The 20,974-nt window shown below is 71.1% G+C and carries 22 protein-coding genes and 1 pseudogene; 11 read left to right on the forward strand and 12 right to left on the reverse strand.

What is annotated here, in order from left to right; genetic code table 11:
* The first annotated feature begins 104 nt into the window (after nt 1-104).
* On the forward strand, nt 105-689 hold the full coding sequence (locus ACFZDC_RS11075; RefSeq protein WP_391322419.1) for a 2'-5' RNA ligase family protein: 585 nt from the start codon (nt 105-107) through the stop codon (nt 687-689).
* Nucleotides 690-699: 10 nt separating this feature from the next.
* Here ACFZDC_RS11075 and ACFZDC_RS11080 read toward each other — a convergent pair whose 3' ends face one another.
* Nucleotides 700-1,455, reverse strand: a complete 756-nt coding sequence (locus tag ACFZDC_RS11080) for a decaprenylphospho-beta-D-erythro-pentofuranosid-2-ulose 2-reductase (protein WP_391322421.1) — start codon at nt 1,453-1,455, stop codon at nt 700-702.
* 85 nt (nt 1,456-1,540) lie between these two features.
* Here ACFZDC_RS11080 and ACFZDC_RS11085 point away from each other — a divergent pair, with 85 nt between their 5' ends.
* Nucleotides 1,541-2,458, forward strand: coding sequence for a YhjD/YihY/BrkB family envelope integrity protein (locus tag ACFZDC_RS11085; protein ID WP_391322423.1), 918 nt, complete (start codon nt 1,541-1,543; stop codon nt 2,456-2,458).
* Here ACFZDC_RS11085 and ACFZDC_RS11090 read toward each other — a convergent pair.
* Nucleotides 2,406-3,635, reverse strand: a complete 1,230-nt coding sequence (locus ACFZDC_RS11090; protein WP_391322425.1) for a D-alanyl-D-alanine carboxypeptidase family protein — start codon at nt 3,633-3,635, stop codon at nt 2,406-2,408. The genes ACFZDC_RS11085 and ACFZDC_RS11090 overlap by 53 nt on opposite strands.
* Nucleotides 3,636-3,831: 196 nt before the next feature.
* Between ACFZDC_RS11090 and ACFZDC_RS11095 the strand changes: the two genes are divergently transcribed.
* From ACFZDC_RS11095 to ACFZDC_RS11105, 3 genes are all read left to right on the forward strand, one after another.
* Entirely contained in the window at nt 3,832-4,071 is a 240-nt protein-coding gene (locus ACFZDC_RS11095) for an SCO4848 family membrane protein (RefSeq protein ID WP_356818531.1), read from the forward strand.
* 16 nt (nt 4,072-4,087) lie between these two features.
* Nucleotides 4,088-5,362: a metallophosphoesterase gene (locus ACFZDC_RS11100; protein ID WP_391322427.1), complete on the forward strand. Its 1,275-nt coding sequence runs from the start codon at nt 4,088-4,090 to the stop codon at nt 5,360-5,362.
* A 211-nt stretch (nt 5,363-5,573) separates the two neighbouring features.
* Nucleotides 5,574-7,118 (forward strand): ABC transporter substrate-binding protein, encoded by a 1,545-nt coding sequence (locus tag ACFZDC_RS11105; protein WP_391322429.1) that lies wholly within the window; start codon nt 5,574-5,576, stop codon nt 7,116-7,118.
* Between the two features lie 22 nt (nt 7,119-7,140).
* On the opposite strand, the gene ACFZDC_RS11110 is transcribed toward ACFZDC_RS11105, so the two are convergent.
* From ACFZDC_RS11110 to ACFZDC_RS11150, 9 genes are all read right to left on the reverse strand, one after another.
* Nucleotides 7,141-7,881 (reverse strand): TetR family transcriptional regulator, encoded by a 741-nt coding sequence (locus ACFZDC_RS11110; protein ID WP_391322432.1) that lies wholly within the window; start codon nt 7,879-7,881, stop codon nt 7,141-7,143.
* A gap of 9 nt (nt 7,882-7,890) precedes the next feature.
* Nucleotides 7,891-8,388 (reverse strand): DCC1-like thiol-disulfide oxidoreductase family protein, encoded by a 498-nt coding sequence (locus ACFZDC_RS11115; RefSeq protein ID WP_391322434.1) that lies wholly within the window; start codon nt 8,386-8,388, stop codon nt 7,891-7,893.
* Nucleotides 8,385-8,792 (reverse strand): hypothetical protein, encoded by a 408-nt coding sequence (locus ACFZDC_RS11120; RefSeq protein ID WP_391322436.1) that lies wholly within the window; start codon nt 8,790-8,792, stop codon nt 8,385-8,387. The genes ACFZDC_RS11115 and ACFZDC_RS11120 overlap by 4 nt, the downstream gene beginning before the upstream one ends.
* A gap of 96 nt (nt 8,793-8,888) precedes the next feature.
* Nucleotides 8,889-9,299 (reverse strand): VOC family protein, encoded by a 411-nt coding sequence (locus ACFZDC_RS11125; protein ID WP_391322438.1) that lies wholly within the window; start codon nt 9,297-9,299, stop codon nt 8,889-8,891.
* A gap of 249 nt (nt 9,300-9,548) precedes the next feature.
* Complete coding sequence (locus tag ACFZDC_RS11130; RefSeq protein WP_391322440.1) at nt 9,549-10,328, reverse strand: succinate dehydrogenase iron-sulfur subunit; 780 nt, start codon at nt 10,326-10,328, stop codon at nt 9,549-9,551.
* A complete protein-coding gene (gene sdhA / locus ACFZDC_RS11135; RefSeq protein ID WP_391322442.1) occupies nt 10,328-12,082 on the reverse strand; it encodes a succinate dehydrogenase flavoprotein subunit in 1,755 nt (584 codons plus the stop codon). Before sdhA ends, ACFZDC_RS11130 begins: the two co-directional genes overlap by 1 nt.
* Nucleotides 12,083-12,101: 19 nt before the next feature.
* Complete coding sequence (locus tag ACFZDC_RS11140) at nt 12,102-12,584, reverse strand: succinate dehydrogenase hydrophobic membrane anchor subunit (RefSeq protein ID WP_391322443.1); 483 nt, start codon at nt 12,582-12,584, stop codon at nt 12,102-12,104.
* Nucleotides 12,585-12,589: 5 nt separating this feature from the next.
* Nucleotides 12,590-12,970: a succinate dehydrogenase, cytochrome b556 subunit gene (gene sdhC / locus ACFZDC_RS11145; protein WP_037856824.1), complete on the reverse strand. Its 381-nt coding sequence runs from the start codon at nt 12,968-12,970 to the stop codon at nt 12,590-12,592.
* Nucleotides 12,971-13,162: 192 nt separating this feature from the next.
* Nucleotides 13,163-13,735 carry a 2-oxo-4-hydroxy-4-carboxy-5-ureidoimidazoline decarboxylase gene (locus tag ACFZDC_RS11150; protein ID WP_391322446.1) on the reverse strand — a complete coding sequence of 191 codons (573 nt, stop codon included), beginning with the start codon at nt 13,733-13,735 and terminating at the stop codon, nt 13,163-13,165.
* A gap of 192 nt (nt 13,736-13,927) precedes the next feature.
* Here ACFZDC_RS11150 and ACFZDC_RS11155 point away from each other — a divergent pair, with 192 nt between their 5' ends.
* The 4 genes from ACFZDC_RS11155 (at nt 13,928) to ACFZDC_RS11170 (ending at nt 17,477) form a co-directional block, all read left to right on the forward strand.
* Entirely contained in the window at nt 13,928-15,532 is a 1,605-nt protein-coding gene (locus tag ACFZDC_RS11155; RefSeq protein WP_391322819.1) for a family 20 glycosylhydrolase, read from the forward strand.
* 86 nt (nt 15,533-15,618) lie between these two features.
* Entirely contained in the window at nt 15,619-16,320 is a 702-nt protein-coding gene (locus ACFZDC_RS11160; RefSeq protein ID WP_391322448.1) for a DUF4328 domain-containing protein, read from the forward strand.
* Nucleotides 16,321-16,395: 75 nt separating this feature from the next.
* Nucleotides 16,396-16,953, forward strand: coding sequence for a hypothetical protein (locus ACFZDC_RS11165; RefSeq protein ID WP_391322450.1), 558 nt, complete (start codon nt 16,396-16,398; stop codon nt 16,951-16,953).
* Between the two features lie 137 nt (nt 16,954-17,090).
* The gene (locus ACFZDC_RS11170; RefSeq protein WP_391322452.1) at nt 17,091-17,477 is read left to right on the forward strand and encodes a hypothetical protein; all 387 of its coding nucleotides are present in this window, start codon (nt 17,091-17,093) and stop codon (nt 17,475-17,477) included.
* Nucleotides 17,478-17,865: 388 nt separating this feature from the next.
* On the opposite strand, the pseudogene ACFZDC_RS11175 reads toward ACFZDC_RS11170, so the two are convergent.
* Nucleotides 17,866-18,963: pseudogene (locus tag ACFZDC_RS11175) on the reverse strand (FG-GAP-like repeat-containing protein); the annotation flags it as partial.
* Between the two features lie 347 nt (nt 18,964-19,310).
* On the opposite strand from ACFZDC_RS11175, the gene ACFZDC_RS11180 reads away from it, so the two are divergent.
* The gene (locus ACFZDC_RS11180; RefSeq protein ID WP_391322454.1) at nt 19,311-19,943 is read left to right on the forward strand and encodes a sigma-70 family RNA polymerase sigma factor; all 633 of its coding nucleotides are present in this window, start codon (nt 19,311-19,313) and stop codon (nt 19,941-19,943) included.
* Nucleotides 19,944-20,045: 102 nt separating this feature from the next.
* On the forward strand, nt 20,046-20,974 hold a 929-nt coding region (locus tag ACFZDC_RS11185; RefSeq protein ID WP_391322456.1), incomplete at its 3' end, for a hypothetical protein.

Consider the following 20,974-nt stretch of genomic DNA (forward strand, 5'->3'; position numbering starts at 1 on the left):
ACTTCTGCTGCGCCTGCCCACAGGACATCCGTGGCCGTACAGTCGATAGCCGACGGCACGGACGAAGACGACCGAGAAGACAGCACGCGACGACAGGAGACGACGTGGGGACCGTAACGATCGGCGTGTCGATCGCGGTCCCGGAGCCTCACGGCAGCCTGCTCCAGGAGCGGCGCGCGGGCTTCGGCGACGCCGCGGCTCACGGCATCCCCACCCACCTCACCCTGCTGCCGCCGACCGAGGTGGACGAGGCCGACCTGCCCGCTGTCGAGGCGCACCTCAGCGGGGTCGCCGCGGCCGGCCGCCCGTTCCCGATGCGGCTGTCCGGGACCGGCTCCTTCCGGCCCCTGTCGCCGGTCGTCTACGTCCGCGTGGTCCAGGGCGCCGAGGCGTGCACCTGGCTGCAGCAGCGGGTCCGAGACGCCTCCGGGCCGGTGGCGCGCGAGCTGCAGTTCCCGTACCACCCGCACGTCACGGTCGCGCACGGCATCGACGAGGCGGCGATGGACCGCGCCTTCGCGGAGCTGGCCGGCTTCGAGGCCGAGTGGCCGTGCACCGGGTTCGCGCTTTACGAGCAGGGCCCCGACGGCGTGTGGCGCAAACTGCGGGAGTACACCTTCGGGGGATCCGTGGTGCCGCCGCAGGGCGGCCAGGCCGATGTCGAGCGCGGGACGATCGCCAGCCGGTAGCCCCGCACGGTCAGAGCGGAAGTCTCCGGAACACGGCACGTGGCGCGTGCCGCACGGCCGACATCACCAGGCGCAGGGCGCCCGGTACCCACACCGTCTCCGAGCGGCGGCGCAGGCCGAGTTCGACGGCCGTGGCGACCGCCTCGGGGGTGGTGGCGAGCGGCGCCGGGACCAGGCCGGCCGTCATCCGCGTACGGACGAACCCAGGGCGTACGACCATGACGTGCACGCCGGTGCCGTACAGCGCGTCGCCGAGGCCCTGGGCGAAGGCGTCGAGCCCGGCCTTGCTGGAGCCGTAGATGAAGTCGGCGCGGCGGGCGCGCTCACCGGCGACGGAGGAGAGGACCACCAGGGAGCCGTGGCCCTGGGTCTGCAGGGCGCTGGCGGCGACCAGGCCGGCCGAGACGGCTCCGGTGTAGTTGGTCTGGGCGACCCGGACCGCGCGCAGGGGCTCGCGTTCGTCGTGGGCCTGGTCGCCGAGGATGCCGAAGGCGAGCAGCACCATGTCGATGCCGCCCTCGGCGAACACCTTGTCGATGACCGCCTCGTGGGACTCGGGGTCGAGAGCGTCGAAGGCGACCGTGCGGACGTCGGCGCCCAGGGTGCGCAGGTGCCCGGCGGCCTCTTCCAGGGCGGGCGAGGGGCGGCCGGCCAGCCACACGGTACGGGTGCGGCGGGCGATCAGGCGGCGGGCGGTGGCCAGCGCGATCTCGGACGTGCCGCCGAGGACGAGCAGGGACTGGGGCAGGTCGGTCGCATCCTTCATGACAACTGACCGTATAGCCCGCATATGACCGTCTTGCCGAAGAAACGCGGTGTTGACGCTCACTCGGAGCGGGCACAGTCCGATCATGGACTGGCTGAAGAAGCTTCCCGGGATCGGGCCGATCGTCACCCGGCTGACGCTCACGCACGCCTGGCGGTCCTACGAGCGTCTGGACCGGGTGAAGTGGACGCGGCTTGCCGCGGCGATGACCTTCGTCAGCTTCGTCGCGCTGTTCCCGCTGCTGACGCTGGCCGGGGCGATCGCCGCCGCCACGCTCAGCGAGTCGCAGCAGAAGAACCTGCAGAACAAGATCGCCGAGCAGATCCCCGGACTCTCCGACCAGTTGGACATCAACTCCCTGGTGCAGAACGCCGGCACCGTCTCAGTCATCGCCGGCGCCGTGCTGCTGTTCACCGGCATCGGCTGGGTCGGGCAGGTGCGCGACTGCCTGCGCACCGTGTGGGAGCTGCCCGACAGCGAGCAGAACCCGCTCATGGCCAGGGTCAAGGACGCGGGCATCCTGGTCGGTCTCGGCGGGGCCGTCGTCGCCACGCTCGCCATCTCCACCGTGGCCTCGGCCATGGTCGGCTGGATCACCGACCAGCTCGGCATCGACCGGATGAGCTGGGGCAGTGTGCTGCTGCGCACCGCCGCGTTCGCCGTCGCCGTGCTCGCCGACTTCCTGGTCCTGCTCTGCGTCCTGACCCTGCTGCCCGGCGTCGAACCCCCGCGCCGCCGCCTGCTGGTGGCCGCTCTCACCGGCGCGGTCGGCTTCGAGCTGCTGAAGCTGCTGCTCAGCGGCTACATCCAGGGAGTCGCCGCGAAGAGCATGTACGGCGCGTTCGGCGTCCCGGTGGCCCTGCTGCTGTGGATCAACTTCACCGCGAAGCTGGTCCTGTTCTGCGCCGCCTGGACGGCGACGCAGAGCAAGGAGACCGCATCGCAGGACGTCAGGACCGCGTCCGACGGCGCATCAGATCCGGCAGTGGCCAACGGCGGTTGACCAGGAACACCGCGCCGCCGAGCAGCACCAGCAGCCCGCCGGCGACGGCCAGGGCGGTCCCGACACCGCCGGAGTCGTGCCCGGTGGTGGCGCTCACCACCGAGCCGGACCCGCCGGTCCCCTGGGCCTGTCCGACCGGGGCGGTGGCGCCGGGCGGGTCGGTGGGCCTGCCGGCGCTCTTCGGCGGGACCAGCTCGCCGACCGGCTGGACCTTGCCGGCCGCCTGGAAGCCCCAGTCGAACAGCTTCGCGGTCTCCTTGTAGACCTCGTTGTGCTCGTGCTTCTCCGGGTTCATCACCGTGACCAGCAGCACCTTGCCGTTCCGTTCGGCGACGCCGGTGAAGGTGGCACCCGCGTGGGTGGTGTTGCCGTTCTTCACACCGGCGATGCCCTGGTAGACGGGCACATCGGTGTCACCGCTCAGCAGCCGGTTGGTGTTGCGGATCTCGGCGGAGCCGAAGGTCGCGCTCACCGTCGAGCAGTAGTCGCGGAAGTCCTTCTTCTGCAGTCCGGAGCGGGCGAACAGCGTCAGGTCGTACGCCGACGACACCTGCTCCGGCTCGTCGTAGCCGTCCGGGCTGACCACGTGGGTGTCCAGGGCCTGCAGTTCGTCGGCGTGTTCCTGCATGTCCTGGACGGTCTGCGCGACACCGCCGTTCATCGCGGACAGCACGTGCACGGCGTCGTTGCCCGAACGCAGGAAGACGCCGAGCCACAGGTCGTGAACGGTGTAGCTGTGGCCCTCCTTTATCCCGACCACGCTGGAGCCGGCACCCATGCCCGCCAGGTCGGACGGCACCACCTTGTGCTCCGTCGTCTTCGGGAACCTCGGCAGCACGGTGTCCGCGAACAGCATCTTCAGGGTGCTCGCCGGGGGCAGCCGCCAGTGCGCGTTGTGCGCGGCGAGGACCTCGCCCGACTCGGCGTCGGAGACGATCCAGGAGCGGGCGGTGATGTCCTTGGGGAGCACGGGCACGCCCTCGGCGAGGTTCACCTGCGTCCCGGGCTGTCCCAGCCGGGCGCCGCCGACCTGGGACATCTGCGCCGGGGGAGTGGCCGTCGGGCTCGTCAAGGGGGTCGGGGCCGCGAGGGCGGCGGGTGCGGTGACGGAGAGGGACAGCAGCGTGGCGGTGGTGACCAGCAGGGATCGCCTGACGGTCTTCTTGGGTGCGGGCACGGTCGAGAACGTACCTGGCACGCGCCGCGAAGTCCCGCCCAGCACCCCACCCCGGACACGCAACCGCACGGCGGACGGCGATACTGGTCCCATGCTGTGCTCATCCGGGGGGCACTGCATCCGATTGCTGCTGTGCGGCGGGCCGGATCCCCGGCCGCCCGCGGGTGCCCGGCATTGCGTGGAAAGGTCAGTCCCAGTGAAACTCAGCCGCCCGGTCTCCTGGTTCCTGCTCGCCTTCGGGGTGTGGAGCTGGGTCATCTGGGTCACTTTCGTCAAGAACCTGGTCAAGGACAGCAGCGGGCTCGCCTTCGACGACGGTCACCCGACCGCGTACTTCTGGGTGCACCTGCTGCTGGCGGTCGTTTCCTTCGTATTGGGGACGGTCATCGGGGTCATCGGGTTGCGCGGACTGCGCGCACTGCGCCGCACGTCATAGCGGGGGTTACGGCAGCGTGGTCATCGTCTTCGTCCTCGTCGCGCTGGTCGCCCTCGCCGTTGTGGCGCTGGGGCACTGGTACGTGTGGCGCCGCCTGGTGCGTGACACGACCCGCGGCCCGGGCCTCGCCCGCCGCGCCGGCACGGCGGTCTTCGTCGCCGGCCCGCTCCTGATGATCACGGCCTTGGTCGCCGAACGCTCCGGCGCCTCCTTCTGGCTGCAGCGCACACTCGCCTGGCCCGGCTTCCTGTGGATGGCGCTGGCGCTGTACCTGCTGCTGGCGGTGGTGGCGGGAGAGGTCGTACGGCCCCTGCTGCGGCGATTCCTGGAGCGGCGGGCGCGCGCCGCGACCCCCGTACCCGAGCCGGAAACCGTACCGGCGGGGCCGCCTCCGAGCGAGCCGGAGTCCCTGTGGGTGGCGAGCGAACCGGAGGCCCCGCGGGCGGCGCGGGAGGCAGTGCCCGCGCCCTCCCGCCGTCTCTTCGTCTCCCGGGTCGTCGGCGGGGCCGCGGCGACCGCCGCAGTCGGCACCGTCGGCTACGGCACCTACGGTGTGCTGCGCGGGCCGCGTGTGAAGCGTGTCACTGTGCCGCTCGCCAAGCTGCCGCCCGCCGCGCACGGTTTCCGGATCGCGGTCGTCAGCGACCTCCACCTGGGCCCCGTCCTCGGCCGCGGGTTCGCCCAGCGGGTCGTCGACACCGTCAACGCCACCCAGCCCGACCTGATCGCGGTCGTCGGTGACCTGGTGGACGGCAGCGTGAAGGACCTCGGCCCGGCCGCCGCGCCCCTCGCCCGGCTCACCGCCCGGCACGGCGCCTACTTCGTCACCGGCAACCACGAGTACTTCTCCGGCGCCGAACAGTGGGTCGCCGAGGTACGGACCCTCGGTCTGCACCCGCTGGAGAACGCCCGCACCGAACTGCCGTACTTCGACCTGGCCGGGGTGAACGACCTGCAGGGCGAGAGCGAGGGCCAGGGACCCGACTTCGGGAAGGCGCTCGGTGACCGGGACCCGGCGCGCGCGTGCGTGCTCCTCGCCCACCAGCCGGTGCAGATCCACGAGGCCGTCCGGCGCGGCGTCGACCTCCAGCTCTCCGGCCACACCCACGGCGGCCAGCTCTGGCCCGGCAGCCTCATCGCGGCCGCCGCCAACCCGACCGTGGCCGGTCTCGAACGCTACGGCGACACGCAGCTGTACGTCAGCAGGGGCGCGGGAGCCTGGGGGCCGCCCACGCGCGTGGGGGCGCCGTCGGACGTGACGGTCATCGAGCTGGCCGCCACACGCGCCTGACCAACACCGCCCCCGTGCCTGTGAAGGTGCTGTGAAACCGGGTCGAAACAACGCCTCGGTAAGTTCTTGCCCATCTGGTCAGAAAGCCCTTCCCCCCGGTGAAAGCCGTGTGATTGGGTGAGCCGCGTCACTTAGGGGTGTGGCGACATTGTGCTGCCAGGGGTAGGGCCCTGGAGGGCCGGGGGAGGGCACCACCATGCGATCTGTTCGCATGCGTATTCTCGTGACGCTGCTCGTACTCGCCGTCGTGGGAATCGGCGGCCGGCAGTTACTGCCGTCGCAAGAGGACAAGAACAAGACCATCACGGTCGGCACGACGGACGCCGTCACGTCACTGGACCCGGCCGGCGCCTACGACGCCGGTTCCTGGGCCCTGTTCAGCAACGTCTTCCAGACGCTGCTGACCTTCGAGCCGGGCGGCGTCGAACCCGTCCCGGACGCGGCGAAGGGCTGCGCCTTCGAGGGCGGCGGCCTGAAGACGTACCAGTGCCGACTGCGCGACGACATCACCTTCCCGAGCGGACGCAGGATGACCGCCGAGGACGTGAAGTACTCCTTCGAACGGGTGAAGAAGATCAACTCCGACGTCGGTCCGGCGTCCCTGTTCTCCACCCTCGGCTCGGTGACCGTCGACAGCGCGACGACGGTCACCTTTCATCTGGTCTCGCCGGACGCCACCTTCCCGCTGAAGATCGCCACCGGCGCCGGTTCGATCGTCGACAAGGACGCCTACCCGGCCGGCGCGCTGCGCACCGGCACCGGTGTCGACGGCACCGGCCCGTACACGCTGACCTCGTACACGAAGAACAAGAAGGCCGTCCTCGAGCCGTACCACAACTACAAGGGCTACCTGAGCGGTACCGGCCGCCCGATCGAGCTGCGCTACTACGCCGACTCCCAGAAGCTCAGCAGCGCCTGGAAGGCCAAGCAGGTCGACGTCGCCACCCGGACGCTGCCGCCGAACGTGCTCTCCGAGCTGAACCCGAGCGACCCGAAGCAGCGCGTCACCGAGTCCGACAGCTCCGAGACCCGCAACCTCTACCTCAACACCCGCGCGAACTCCCCGCTGCACGACGTGCGCGTGCGCCGCGCCATGGCCTGGCTGGTCAGCCGTGAGCGGCTGGCCACCAAGGTGTACGAGGGCACGGTCGACCCCCTGTACGCGCTGATCCCGACCGGCATCACGGGCCACACCACGTCCTTCTTCGACGACTACCCGACGCAGAGCACCGCGAAGGCGCGGGAGCTGCTCACCCGGGCCGGGGTGACCCTGCCGGTGCACTTCACCTTCGGCTACGGCAAGAACCGGGGCGCCGGTGCGGAGGAGGCCGCCGAGCTGAAGAAGCAGTTGGAGGCGGGCGGCCTGTTCAAGGTGGACGTCCGGGGCTATGAGTGGACCGACTTCCAAAAGCGCTGGGCCACCGGGAAGATGGACGCCTGGGCGGTCGGCTGGGTGGCCGACTACCCCGACGCGGACACTTTCGGCTCCCCGCTCGTCGGCACCGGCTCCACCATGAGCACCGGCTACAGCAACAAGCTCGTGGACACCCTCATCCTGCACAGCCAGCAGTACGCCGACCGCACGCGGGCCGCGGGCGACTTCCGCGACATCCAGGCGGACGTGGCGACCGACGTGCCGCTGATCCCGCTGTGGCAGCGCAAGGAGTACGTGGTCAGCACCGAGGACGTCGGCGGCGGCCAGTACCTGACGGACGGCACGGGCGTGTTCCGCCTGTGGCGTCTGCAGTGGATCTGAGCGACTCCTTCCCGGGGCGCGGTCAGTCCTCGCGTCGCGCCCTGGACCCCGGGTCCGGCAGAGCCTTCGTCATGCCCGGCAGGAAGTCCGTGAACAGCTCGTGGACTTCGAGCACCAGGGGGCGCAGCACCCGGAAGCGGGCCAGGGCGACCCCGCGGGCGGTCAGCCGTGCCCCCCGGCGCGCCAGCCGGTAGCTGCGCTCACGTCCCTCGGTCCGGTCGAACACCCAGTACAGGACGAGCCCCATCTGGGAGAGCCACATCAGCTCCGGGAGGACGTCCCGGAGCTCGGGTGCCACCTTGGACCTGGACCCGGCCAGTACCTCGCGGTGGACGCTGATGGCCTGCTCGCGGGCGTGCTCGCTCTCGGGTGAGAAGGGGCTGAGCGGGCTGTCGGGGTCGGCGGCGTTCTTGAAGAACTGCACCGCGAACTCGTGGTACGGCTTGGCGATGTCCAGCCACGCGGTCAGCACGCCGGCGAGCCGTGCCTCCAGGTCGGTCTCCCGGTCGAGGACCTTCCGGACCGCCACCTGGTGCTCGGCGGCGATCCGGTCGTAGAAGCCCTGGATCAGGTGCTCCTTGCCCTCGAAGTAGTAGTAGGCGTTGCCGACGGAGACGCCGGCCTCCTTGGCGATGGCCCGCATGGTCGTCTTGTCGTAGCCGCGCTCCTGGAAGAGCCGCATCGCGGTCTCCAGGATCAGCGCACGGGTCTGCTCGGACTTGCTCTGGGGGCCGGCCTCGGGGCCGTCGTTCTTCGCGGGCACGGTAGGAGCCTAACCAGTGGCGCAGGCGCCCTCGGAGCAGGACGGCGGCTCATGGGTCCAGCCCCGGCTGGGGTGGTACGACCACCCGTCGGCCCTCCGGTAGATCCGCTGTCCGCCCCACTGCGCACCCCGCCACTTCGCGGCCGCCAGCACCGCCCCGCGGGCCAGCCTGGCCCCCGCCGGGGTGCTCAGCCGGTGGGCGAGCGGGCGGTGTTCGCGCAGGGCCCACAGGACGACGATCCAGGCGCGGGACCCCTGGTAGACCTGTCCGGCGTCGCCGATCGCGGTGATCTCGTCGAGGGTGGCGGCGTGGTCGAGCCCCGGGAAGCGCCGGCGGGCCTCGGCGGACCCGGCCGGAACCAGCTCCAGCGGCACCAGCTGCGACTGCCGTACGAGCCAGCCGCGCAGGTGGGCGCAGAGGGCGCACTCGGCGTCGTACAGGACGGTGAGCCCGCGGACCGGGACGCCGGCGGCGCCCCGGCCCTCGGTGGAGGTCACGGTGGTCACGCCCCGACGGTCGGCGGGAGCCAGCCCTGGGGGTTCACCGGGGGCTGCTGCTCCCGCTCCAGGAGCCCGCGCCGGCGGATCTTGTTGAGCACGTACACGTTGCCCAGGTGCATCACGCCGAGCACCAGCAGCACCACGCCGAGCTTGGCCGACAGGGCCTCGAAGATGCCGCGGGTGTCGTCGATGTCCCCGCTGTCGCTCAGGTACAGCGCCACGAAGCCCAGGTTGACGAGGTAGAAGCCGACCACCAGGAGGTGGTTGACGGCGTCGGCGAGCTTCTCGTTGCCGCGCAGCACGTCGGCCAGGAAGACGCGGCCGTTGCGGCTGAGCGTGCGGGCCACCCAGATGGTCAGCGCGATGCTGACGGCCAGGTAGATGACGTAGGCGATGACGGTGCGGTCCATGCCCCACCCCTTCTTGAACGCGTTCAAAACGCTGACAGGCATGACTGTAGACCTGCTTTTGAACATGTTCAACTCAAGGCTGGGAAGATCCTCGTCTCAGCCCCTGCGGCCCAGCGCCGGGCGCTTGCTGTAGTCCGTGAACCCCAAGATGTTCCCCCAGGGGTCGGCGATCTCGACCGTCCAGCCGGTGGCCACGGAGGACACCTCGTCCAGCGGCGCGATTCCGGCGGCGGCCAGTTCCTGCGCGGCCGCTCGGGCGTCCGGCACCTCCAGCCACAGGCGCGCCGAGGGCCAGGGCGGCGGCCGGTGCCCCAGCCCGTCCTCGACGCGCAGCAGGATGCCGGGCGTCTCGCCGCCCACCTTCAGCTGCGCGATCCCGCCTTCGTCGAACCGGAATCCGACGGTGAACCCGGCCCGCTCGTAGAACCCGACGGCCTCCGCGAGGTCCCCGACGGGCAGCAGCACGTTGTCGAACCCGAGCAGCTCGTACGACTCTTCGTCTGACATGCCATCAGATTAGGTGTCTTCCGGGAACGGCCAAGGGGGCTGACCGGAGAGGGGGGAACGGGGTCACTCGTTGGAGGGAGAGAGGCCGGGGGAGGGGACGCTGTCCGCATGGCGCAACGGCCGTGGGACGCACTGACCGGCCGGTTCCGGGATCGCGCAGGGGCCGGCTGGGTACGGGCATATGCCCGAGGGCCCCGTTTCCAGCTGCCGGCTGGAAACGGGGCCCTCGCAGGCGTACTGCGGACGACCTCAGTAGCGACGCGTGATCAGCGCGCGCTTGACCTCCTGGATCGCCTTCGTGACCTCGATGCCGCGCGGGCAGGCGTCCGTGCAGTTGAAGGTCGTGCGGCAGCGCCACACGCCGTCGCGGTCGTTGAGGATCTCCAGGCGCTGCTCGGCCGCCTCGTCCCGGCTGTCGAAGATGAAGCGGTGGGCGTTCACGATCGCGGCCGGACCGAAGTACTGGCCGTCGTTCCAGAACACCGGGCAGGACGACGTGCACGCGGCGCACAGGATGCACTTCGTGGTGTCGTCGAAGCGCTCGCGGTCCTCGGGGGACTGCAGACGCTCGCGCGTCGGCTCGTTCGTGTCCTTGGTGATCAGGAACGGCATGACGTCCCGGTACGCCTGGAAGAACGGCTCCATGTCCACGATCAGGTCCTTCAGGACCGTCAGGCCCTTTATGGGCTCGATCGTGATCGGCTTCTCGGGGTTGATGTCCTTGATCAGCGTCTTGCAGGCAAGACGGTTCTTGCCGTTGATCCGCATCGCGTCCGAGCCGCAGATGCCGTGCGCGCACGAGCGGCGGAAGGTCAGGGTGCCGTCGACGTCCCACTTGATCTTGTGGAGGCCGTCGAGGACACGCTCCTTCGGGTCGATCTCCAGTTGGAAGTCTTCCCAGGTCGCCTCCGCCGAGACCTCCGGGTTGAACCGGCGGACCCGGAAGGTGACGGTGATGTAGGGGGAGTCGGCGAATCCGGGCTCGGGCCGGCCGGCCGCGTCTTCCTTGTCCAGAACGGGGGTTGCCATCAGTACTTACGCTCCATCGGCTGGTAGCGGGTCTGGACGACCGGCTTGTAGTCGAGACGGACGGTTTCCGAGCCGTCGGCGCCGACCTCGCGGTACGCCATGGTGTGGCGCATGAAGTTGACGTCGTCGCGGTTCGGGTAGTCCTCGCGGTAGTGACCGCCGCGGGACTCCTTGCGGGCCAGGGCCGACACCGCCATGACCTCGGCCAGGTCGAGCAGGTTGCCCAGCTCGACCGCCTCGAGGAGGTCCGTGTTGAACCGCTTGCCCTTGTCCTGGATCGCCACGTTCTTGTAGCGCTCGCGCAGCTCGGCGATCTTCTCGACCGCCGTCTTGATCGTCTGCTCGGTGCGGAACACCATGACGTTGGCGTCCATGGTCTCCTGCAGCTCGCGACGGAGCGTGGCCACCCGCTCGTTGCCGGTTGAGTTGCGCAGCCGCTCGATCTGCTCGATGACGAGGGACTCCGGGTTCTCCGGCAGCTCGACGAAGTCCGCCTTCGCCGAGTACTCGGCGGCGGCGATGCCCGCGCGGCGGCCGAAGACGTTGATGTCCAGCAGCGAGTTGGTGCCGAGGCGGTTGGCGCCGTGCACGGAGACACAGGCGACCTCGCCGGCCGCGTACAGACCCGGGACGACCGTGGTGTTGTCCGCCAGGACCTCACCCTCGACGTTCGTCGGGATGCCGCCCATCGCGTAGTGCGCGGTCGGCTGGATCGGGATCGGGTCCGTGTAGGGCTCGATACCGAGGTACGTGCGCGCGAACTCGGTGATGTCCGGGAGCTTGGCGTCCAGCTGCTCCGGCGGGAGGTGCGTGAGGTCCAGGTAGACGTGGTCGCCCTCGGGACCGCAGCCCCGGCCCTCGCGGATCTCCGTGTAGATGGAGCGGGAGACGACGTCACGGGACGCGAGGTCCTTCATGACCGGCGCGTACTTCTCCATGAAGCGCTCGCCGTCCTTGTTGCGGAGGATGCCGCCCTCACCACGGGCGCCCTCCGTCAGCAGGATGCCCATGCGCCAGATGCCGGTCGGGTGGAACTGGAAGAACTCCATGTCCTCCAGCGGCAGGCCCCGGCGGTAGACGGCGGCCTGGCCGTCACCGGTCAGGGTGTGCGCGTTGGACGTGACCTTGAAGAACTTGCCGCAGCCGCCGGAGGCGTAGATCACGGCCTTCGCCTGGAAGATGTGGATCTCGCCGGTCGCCAGCTCGTACGCGACGACACCGGCCGACCTCTTGACGCCGTCGACCTCGGTGATCAGCTGGTCCAGGACGTAGAACTCGTTGAAGAACTCCACGCCCTCCTTGACGCAGTTCTGGTACAGCGTCTGGAGGATCATGTGGCCGGTGCGGTCCGCGGCGTAGCAGGACCGGCGGACCGGGGCCTCGCCGTGGTTGCGGCTGTGACCGCCGAAGCGGCGCTGGTCGATGGTGCCGTTCGGGGTCCGGTTGAACGGCAGGCCCATCTTCTCCAGGTCGAGGACGGCGTCGATGGCCTCCTTCGCCAGGATCTCGGCGGCGTCCTGGTCGACCAGGTAGTCACCGCCCTTGACCGTGTCGAAGGTGTGCCACTCCCAGTTGTCCTCCTCCACGTTGGCGAGCGCGGCGGCCATGCCGCCCTGCGCGGCGCCCGTGTGGGAGCGGGTCGGGTAGAGCTTGGTCAGCACGGCGGTGCGGCTGCGCTTCGTCGCCTCGATGGCCGCGCGCATGCCCGCGCCGCCGGCGCCGACGATGACGGTGTCGTACTTGTGGATCTTCATGTTTCTCGCAGCCCCGTGCCTAGCGGATGTTCGGGTCGAAGGTGAAGATCACCAGCGTGCCCAGCAGGATGGTGAACACCGTGGCGGTGTAGAGCAGGCCCTTGAGCCACAGCCGGGTGTTCGCCCGCTCGGCGTAGTCGTTGATGACCGTGCGCAGGCCGTTGGCGCCGTGCAGCATCGCGAGCCACAGCATCAGCAGGTCCCAGACCTGCCAGAACGGGGACGCCCAGCGGCCGGCCACGAAGGCGAAGCCGATCTTGGACACACCGCCGTCCAGCACCAGCTGGATCAGCAGGTGGCCGATCACGAGGACGACCAGCACGATGCCGGACAGGCGCATGAAGAGCCAGGCCGCCAGCTCGAAGTTGCCCCGGGTCGACTTCGGGGACTTCTTCGTGCGCTTGCGCGGCGCCTCGATCAGCGGGGCCGGGTTGTCGACGGAGTAGACCGGAGCGCCCTCGACGGGGCCGACTCCGGAGGCGGGGGATTCAGTCGTGGACATCGGCGTCAGCTCCCAAAGAGGACACGGGCGGCGTGGCCGAGGACCGGGTAGATCGCCCCGGCCATCAGGACGATCCAGACACCCATCACGGTCCAGAACATCTGCTTCTGGTAGCGCGGGCCCTTCGACCAGAAGTCGACGGCGATGACGCGGAGGCCATTGAGCGCGTGGAAGAGAATGGCGGCGACGAGGCCGTACTCCAGCAGCGCGACGATCGGCGTCTTGTACGTGGCTACGACCTTGTCGTAGTCCTCGGGGGAGACACGGACGAGTGCGGTGTCCAGCACATGAACGAACAGGAAGAAGAAGATGAGGACGCCGGTGACTCGGTGAGCCACCCAGGACCACATTCCTTCCCGGCCGCGGTACAGCGTTCCAGCCGGCACGGAAGAACCCTCCGGGTGCGGGGACTAGGGCCGCGCCGGCTTCACTGTCGGTCGGGCCCGGCCGGGTACGGTCCACCGGCCCCCAGCATCGTATCCGTGTGGTGCGGTGAGGCTTACGGGGGGCCTACTTGTGTGATCAAAGTGGCACGCGGTTGGGCTAGCGGGGAGCGGCTACGAGGGTGGGTTGCCCTGTTATTTGCCGGGTGCGGATGCATTGGGGTTGGCCACGCCCCGCGGTGGAGCCGCTGATGGATGCGGCCCCGCGCCCCTCAGGCAGGTCGCCAGCCTGGTTCTGGCAAGGCGCCGGAGTTCGTCCGCCGCCACGATCCGTTCCTCTTCGGGATCGTTCGTCAATCGTGATCGGATGCCTTCGAGGATCCGGTCGATGACCTCGTCCGGGTGTACATCACCCGGACAGATGACGAACGTGTGTCCGAATCGAGCCTCATAGGCCGCGTGAGCCGCGCTCAGGGCCATGTGGGCGGCCGAGTAGGTGTCGTCCGGCAGCTCGGGAAGCGACTCGCCCGCCAGGGCCTCGCCCAGATCGCCCGGGGACAGGTCGTACGCGGCCTCGTCGGCCGCTGCCAGGAGGGAGTCCAGGTCGGGGTAGGGGCGGTGGTCGGCCATGCGGCGGGCCCAGCGCAGGCTGTGCAGGCAGTGGAGGAGCAGGGCGCGGGCCTCGTCGGCGGGGGCGGCGTTGAAGGCGTCCAGCGGTTTGGGGAGATACGGGAGACGGTGCGCAGGCAGCGTGGGTCCTCGCGTCACATGTGGTGTGGCAGGGGGGATGCCGTGAAAGGGGCGTCGTCACATTATCGAGAGTGGTCACTGTGTGTCCGAGGGATGCCTGAATTTCACTCGGACGGGAGAGTTTCAGAACGTCTCGGTGACGAACGATCCGGCGATCGGTCGTACGTTGGCTGAGTGAGCCAGCACAGGCGCCGGGCCTCGGCGCAGCAGGTGAGGCGGAAGCAGGCGGTCGTGGCCGCCGCGTTCGTGGGTACCGTCGCGCTCGGCGTGGGAGTGGGCGTGTGGGCCTCGGCGGACGGCGGCAGACCGGAGGAAGGCGTGGGGCGGGCGTCCGCGGACTCCGCGTCCCCTCGCGCCACCACGCCGAGCAGCCCCACCCCGAGCCGGTCCTACCCGCTCTCCCAGGCGCCGCGCACCATCCCCGCGGTGCGCTCCCACACCCCGGCGCGCGGTCCCGGCTGGCGGGCGCAGCGGGGCGAGCGGGTGGTGGTGAGCGATCCGGAGCTGGCCGACGAGGGACGGCTGATCGCCGGCGAGCTGGGGCTGTCGTACGCGGGGGAGAAGGACGACGTGCGCTCGGGTGACGTCCGGCTCGCGCTCGGGAACGGGGGCGGGAACCCGGAGTCGTACACCATGACCGTCCGAGGCGGCCGGGTCGACATCAGCGGGCCGGGCGACGCGGGCGTCTTCTACGGCACCCGCACCCTCAAGCAGGAGGTCCACGGTGGCGGTACGGCCCCGGAGGGCGTCGTACGCGACGAGCCCGCGAAACCGGTGCGCGGCTTCATGCTGGACGTGGCGCGCAAGCCGTACACCGCGTCCTGGATAGAGGACCGGATACGCGAGCTGGGCGACCTGAAGTTCAACGAGTTGGGGCTGCACTTCTCCGACGACCAGGGCTTCCGGATCGAGTCCAGCAGCCATCCCGAGATCGTCTCCAAGGACCACCTGAGCAAGGCCCAGGTCAAGCAGATCGTCGATCTGGCGGCCGCCCGGCACATCACCGTGGTGCCCGAGATCGACTCGCCCGGGCATCTGGGCGCGGTCATCGCCGCCCACCCCGACCTGCAGCTGCGCAACGTGAGCGGGGTCGCGACGCGGGGCGCGATCGACATCTCCAAGGACGCCTCGGCGAAGATCGTCAATGACCTGCTCAACGAGTACGCCGGCCTGTTCACCGGCAGCCAGTGGCACCTCGGCGGCGACGAGTACCAGGCGCTGACCGTGGCCGACCCGCAGGCCTCGTACCCGCAGCTGGCGACCGCCGCCCAGCAGAAGTACGGCTCCGGCGCCACCGTCGCCGACCTCGCGACCGGCTGGCTCAACGACCGGGCCGCCACCGTGCGCGCCCACGACCGGACCATGCGGGTGTGGAACGACGGCTTCTTCCGGAACACCTCGGTGCAGCCCGACAAGGACCTCCAGGTCGCCTACTGGACCGGCAAGGAGAACGGGGCCCGGCAGCCGGTGGAGTACCTGAGCGCGGGCCGCACGGTGCTCAACTACAACGACGAGTTCCTGTACTACGTCCTGGGGCAGCCGCAGACCTTCGTCTATCCGACCGGGCAGCGCATCTACGAGCAGTGGAACCCGCGGGTGCTGCGCAAGACGGTCGCGGTACCGGCGCACTACGACGCGCAGATACTCGGCGGCTCGTTCGCGGTGTGGTCCGACGTGCCCACCGCCCAGACCGAGGCACAGGTGGCCGCCGGGATCCGGATGCCGCTCAGGGCCACCGTGCAGAAGCTGTGGGCCCCGGGCGCACCCGCGCTGTCCTGGGCCCAGTTCAAGGCGCTGGCGGACCGGCTGGGCTGAGCCCCCCGAGTGGACGCACGGGGCTGACGAACCGTATCTTCCGCGTGCCGCACCACATACACACGGGGGACACGGGGGTCTCGGTCATGTCCGTTCCACACCATCCGCACCTGCGCTCACCGCTCGGGCTGGGCCAGGCCACCGTCGCGTTGCTGGGGCTGGTCGTTCTGAGCGATGTGTTCGCCCTCGGGGCCGGCCTCGACGTCCACCGGGTGTCGGACGACCTCGCGGCGGGCGCCTCCTCCTTCGAGGCGGCGCCGATGTCCGGGCCCGCGCACCGGGCGGACACCCTGTACATGGCGGCGGGGCTCGTGCAGACGGCGGTGTGGCTGGCGTGCGGCGTCGTGTTCCTTTGCTGGCTGTACCGGCTGCGGCTGAACGCCGAGGTGTTCAGCCCCGACGGTCACCGCAAGCCGCGCGCGTGGGTGATCGCGGGCTGGATCGTGCCTCTGGCGGGCTTCTGGTACCCGCGCCGGATCGTCCTGGACATCTGGGACGCCAGCCGGTCCGGCGGCGGGCGTGCCCGGCACGGGCTGGTCAACGCCTGGTGGGCGCTGTGGCTGCTGGCCACCACGGCCGAGACGCTCATCGCGGACGGCTACGACTCGGCGCGCACCGCGGCGCAGTTCCGTGACGCCGCGCTCCAGGGGATGGTCGTGGACACCATCGACATCGTGGCCGCCGGGCTCGCCGTCCTCCTCGTCCTGAGGCTGACCCGGATGCAGCACCAGAAGGCGCTCGCCCGACCGATACCGTCCCGGCTCTTGGCTGAAAACCCTCTGCTGTGACACTCTCTCGCCGTCGCACGCAGTAAGGGGAAGTGCGGGCTCCGTAAAGACGGCGCCCTGGCGAGGGAGGCTTCCATGAGCCTGGTGGAACTGATCGCGCAGGCCGACGAGCGCGGGCTGGCCGCGAGCGGGCTGGCTTGTTTGGATCGGTGCGTGCCCCTGCTGGGCGGTGACGACGAGGCGCTGCGCCCGCTGTGGGCGAGCCTCGCCGACGGCTCCGAGTGGGCCGGGAGCCTGGAGAAGGCCCGGGGTGCGCTCGGCTCGGCGGAGTCCGGCGAGGACGAGGCCGCGCTGCTCGCCCGCCGCATGCTGGAGGCGGCCCCGGCCGACCGTACCGCCGAGGCGGTACGGGCCTGGGCCGACGCCTGCTCCGTCGCCTCCCTGCGCATCCACCGGCTCCTCGACCCCGCCACCGACGGCACCTCGTCGGCCGACGCCCTGGAGGCCGGGCGTGCGGGCGGCACCGAGGACGTGTCCCCGCTCGTCGCCGCCGAGCTGCGGCGCCAGGTCGCCGTCCTGGAACTCCTCGCCGAGCACGGCACGAACGGCCTGCGGGGCGCCCTGGACGTGTCCGTCGAGGGCCGCCGGGTGCTGCGCGCGGTGGTCTCCCGCCGGGCCCGCGGCCGCCGCTGACCCGGGTTTCAAACCTCCGCTCACGGGCGAGTCCTGTGACCGTCGTGCGGCGGTCCTGCGCCGGTTGCGGAAACGGCCCGGATCCGCGTGACGGATGCCCGGCCGCGCCCGCTCTTTCCTATGTGACAGCGCACTACGTGACAGCACAGCAGGAGACCAGGCCGCACGCCGCGGCGAAGCCCGTGCGGTGGGCGGCGGACGCGGTGGCGACCATGCGCGAGGGCGCGCGGGTGCGGCTCGACTACTCGGCGCAGAGCCTGTGGCGGGTGGACCGGATGATCGAGGAGATACGGCGCGAGGGACCGCCGTACGCGGCGGTCGAGACCGTGCTGCGCGGCTTCGGCGCCTACGCCGGCGAGGTCGTCGTGCGCCAGACCGGCGCCGAGTGGTGGGCGAGCGGCGGTGACCACTGGATCCGCACGCCCGACGGCCGGCTGTGGGACCCCCTCGACGAGGCCCGCCGGTGTTTCGCCGGCCAGGGCTCGCTGCGCCTGCTGTGCCGGGACGCGACCGCCTCCGGCTGAGACGCGTCCGGCCGGGACCCCCTCGCTCGAGCGGGCCCCGGCCGGACGGATCACGGTGTCGCCACGGCGTCAGGGTCGTCCCCAGTGCCGCGTCGGTCGGCGTCCCGAGGACGGTCTTGCTCAGCACCGTCGTCTGCGCGTAGCCGAGCCCCGTGCTGTTGCTCGGCAGGTACATCAGGATGCCGTCGCCGCCGTCCTCGCCCGCGACGCCCAGCGTCAGGTCGGCACGCCCGTACCCGGAGAGATCGGTCAGCGACACCGACGAGCCGAGCTTGTCGTCGGTCTCCGTGGAGCCGGGCACGCCGGAGGTGTCCTGGGAGACGGCGACCGTGCCGGAACCGGTCAGGCCGGTGGCACTGCCCTTGACGAGGATCGCGGAACCCGCGTTGGAGCGGTTCACCACATCACGGGTGATGTCCTCCCCGGGAGCGCCCGCGAGCACGTCGGGGTGGCCGTCGCCGTCGTAGTCGCCGATCGAGACGGAGGCGCCGAGCGCGTCGCCGGACTCGTCGGCGCCGGGCACCCCGGAGGTGTCCTGGTGGATCGTGGTCATGCCGGTGGTGGTGAAGCCGGTCGCCGAGCCGCGCACCAGCGTGACCTGGCCGCCCGCCTTGCCGCCGGACTCGCTCGTGTACGGCTGCCCGATGACGACGTCGTCGTAGCCGTCGGCGTCCACATCGCCGGCGGCGACCGACCGGCCGCCCTTCACCGAGATGACGCCCACCTTGGTCAGGCCGTCGGCCGAGCCCGCGAACCGGACCACACGCCCGATGCCGCCCGCGTCCCGGTAGTTGAGGGCCACGTCGGAGTAGCCGTCCCGGTTGAAGTCGCCGGTCGCGGCGTCCAGGTAGGCGACCGAGCCGGTGGCCGTGGTCAGCGTGCCGGAGGTGGTGGCCCCACCGGTGAGCCGGACGTTCCAGTTGCCGCCCTTGCCGGTGCCGGCCGCGAAGACGTCCGCCTTGCCGTCCCCGTTGAAGTCACCGACGGCGACGGTGGAGCCCAGGTTGGCGCCGGTCGCCGTGACACTGCCCGAAGTGGTGTAGGAGACGCCGGAGTTCAGGGCCGGCCCGTACAGGACCGTCACCGCGCCCCGATCGGCGTGGCCGCTGGTGTCGTCCTCGCCGGGCGCGCCGATCGCGAGGTCGGCGTAGCCGTCGCCGTTGACGTCGCCCCAGGCGGTCGCCGCACCGAAGCCGTCACCGGACTCGGAGGAGCCGGGCACGCCCGGGCTGCTCTGGGTGAGCGTGACCTTCTTCGAGGTGACCGGCCCGTCGGTCCCGCCCGGCACGACCGTCACCGAGTTCGCCTTCGGGGTGCCGGCCACCAGGTCGGGCAGGCCGTCCCGGTCGACGTCCGAGGTGGGCAGGGCGTGCGAGACGCCCGGCGTCTTGGCGAGCGTGGCGATCAGGGACAGCTTCTTGTACAGGTTGTCGCCGGGGCAGGCGGTGGCGTTGGTGTCCCGGTGACCGAAGACGCGCGGCACCACCTGTCACAGGTGCCACTTACACAGCGCTCGGTTCTGACCAAACGTCACTCGGCCGGCATCGCCGGAACGGTCAGGAGACGGCCGGGCCGTTGCCGGCGGGCACGGGCACGGCGTGCCGCGCGCCGCGCGGATCCTCGCCCGAGACGCCCGTATCCGCCCGGCGCGCATCCGCGTATCGCCATCGGCTGACGGAGCCGCCGCCGTGTGCGGCGCGACCGCTGAGGGCTGTGACAAATCTGTGAGCTCCGACGCTGATCACGGTGAGGACACGGGCGGCCGTGTCGCACGATGCGGATTCGGTGCGAGCGCGGGCAGGGGCCCGGGCGGGGTACGGACGGGGACGGTTCTTGGGCCAGGGAAAAGAACCCCGTCGCCTGCAGGCGCGCGACGGGGAGCTGGGCGCGGCCGTCGCGCGGGCCCAGGACGGGGACGAGACCGCGTTCGCGGTGGCCTACCGGATCGTGCAGCCGGGCCTGCTCGGCTATCTGCGCGGCATCGTCGGCGACGAGGCGGAGGACGTGACCTCCGATGCCTGGCTGGAGATAGCCCGCGACCTCGGGAGGTTCCGGGGCGACGGCGCCGGCTTCCGCGGCTGGACCGCGACCATCGCCCGGCACCGGGCGCTGGACCACCTGCGCAGACAGCGGGTACGGCCCCGGGCGACGGCGCTCGAACAGGACGTACTGGACCTGCCCGGACCGCACAGCACGTACGAGCAGGCGCTGGAGGCCCTGTCCACCGTGCGCGCACTGGAGCTGGTCCGCGGGCTGCCGCGCGACCAGGCCGAGGCCGTCCTGCTGCGGGTGGTCGTCGGTCTCGACGCCCCCGCCGTCGCCCGCGTCCTCGGCAAGCGCCCCGGCGCGGTCCGCACGGCCGCGTACCGCGGACTGAAACGTCTCGCCCGCCAACTGGGCGTCCAGGACTGCGCGGACGCGGGTGTGACGGATGAGGGCTCCCGGACGCTCGGGGAGTCGAAATGAACGGCGACGGCCACCGGCCGTATACATCGACGAGAACCAGTGGGGCGAGGCCCCCGGCAGGTCAGAGGGACCGGGCTGGACGGACCAGGAACGGGAACGGGCATGGGTGAACGGCACAGCGGCGACGGGCTGCCCGGACGCCGGCACGTGCACCCTGGCGGCCTCGTCGTGGGACCGGTGCCGGCCGACGGGGACGCCGAGTTCGAGGCCGGGCTCGCCGCCGTTCTGCGGCTGGACGCTGTCGACCCCGAGGCCGAGGAGCGCGCCGTGGCCGCGTTCCGCACCGCCCGGGACTCCGGGGCGCACCGGACGCGGACTCGGCGTCGGGACGACTGGCGACCCCGGCAGGAGCGCCGCGCGCGGCTTTCGCTGAGGGCCACGCTCTCCGTGCTCCTCGCGAGCCTCACGCTGGGCGGCGTCGCCTTCGCGGCGATCGGCTCCGCCGGATCCGAGGGGCACGACGCCGGCGGTGACCGGCGCCCTGCCCACCCCTCCGCGAGCGCCCCGGGACAGCCGGCCGCCAACCCGGCGGCCCCCGCGTCCGTGACCCCTTCGGTGCGCCCGGACCACCCGGCCACCGCCCAGGACACCCTGGCCCACTGCCGCGCCTATGAGCAGGTCAAGGACCACGGCAAGGCGCTGGACGCCACGGCCTGGCAGCGGCTCGTCACGGCCGCGGGCGGCGAGCAGAACATCGCCGCCTACTGCGCCGCGCAACTGGCGCGCACGAACGGGCCGGACGCGGACAAGACCAACAAGCCACACAACAGCGGCAGCAACGGCGGCAGCGGCACCGGCGGCAGCGGCACTGGCAGCAGCACGGACAACAGCGGCAACAGCGGCAGCAACGGCGGCAGCGGCACCGGCAGCAGCACGGGCAATGGCGGCAACAGCGGCAGCAACGGCGACACCGGCACCGGCAGCAGCACGGACAACAGCGGCAGCAACGGCGGCAGCGGCACCGGCAGCGGCACGGGCAATGGCGGCAACAACGGCGGCAGCGGCACCGGCAGCGGCACGGGCAATGGCGG

The organism is Streptomyces sp. NPDC007905 (genome assembly GCF_042959345.1).
Taxonomy (GTDB): domain Bacteria; phylum Actinomycetota; class Actinomycetes; order Streptomycetales; family Streptomycetaceae; genus Streptomyces.

Excerpts from the sequence above, each read along its gene's own strand:
- ACFZDC_RS11080 (WP_391322421.1), bottom strand. The coding sequence starts at position 1,455 with ATGAAGGATGCGACCGACCTGCCCCAGTCCCTGCTCGTCCTCGGCGGC.
- ACFZDC_RS11085 (WP_391322423.1), top strand. The coding sequence starts at position 1,541 with ATGGACTGGCTGAAGAAGCTTCCCGGGATCGGGCCGATCGTCACCCGG.
- ACFZDC_RS11105 (WP_391322429.1), top strand. The coding sequence starts at position 5,574 with ATGCGTATTCTCGTGACGCTGCTCGTACTCGCCGTCGTGGGAATCGGC.
- ACFZDC_RS11120 (WP_391322436.1), bottom strand. The coding sequence starts at position 8,792 with ATGGACCGCACCGTCATCGCCTACGTCATCTACCTGGCCGTCAGCATC.
- ACFZDC_RS11125 (WP_391322438.1), bottom strand. The coding sequence starts at position 9,299 with ATGTCAGACGAAGAGTCGTACGAGCTGCTCGGGTTCGACAACGTGCTG.
- ACFZDC_RS11130 (WP_391322440.1), bottom strand. The coding sequence starts at position 10,328 with ATGGCAACCCCCGTTCTGGACAAGGAAGACGCGGCCGGCCGGCCCGAG.
- sdhA (WP_391322442.1), bottom strand. The coding sequence starts at position 12,082 with ATGAAGATCCACAAGTACGACACCGTCATCGTCGGCGCCGGCGGCGCG.
- ACFZDC_RS11140 (WP_391322443.1), bottom strand. The coding sequence starts at position 12,584 with ATGTCCACGACTGAATCCCCCGCCTCCGGAGTCGGCCCCGTCGAGGGC.
- ACFZDC_RS11160 (WP_391322448.1), top strand. The coding sequence starts at position 15,619 with ATGTCCGTTCCACACCATCCGCACCTGCGCTCACCGCTCGGGCTGGGC.
- ACFZDC_RS11165 (WP_391322450.1), top strand. The coding sequence starts at position 16,396 with ATGAGCCTGGTGGAACTGATCGCGCAGGCCGACGAGCGCGGGCTGGCC.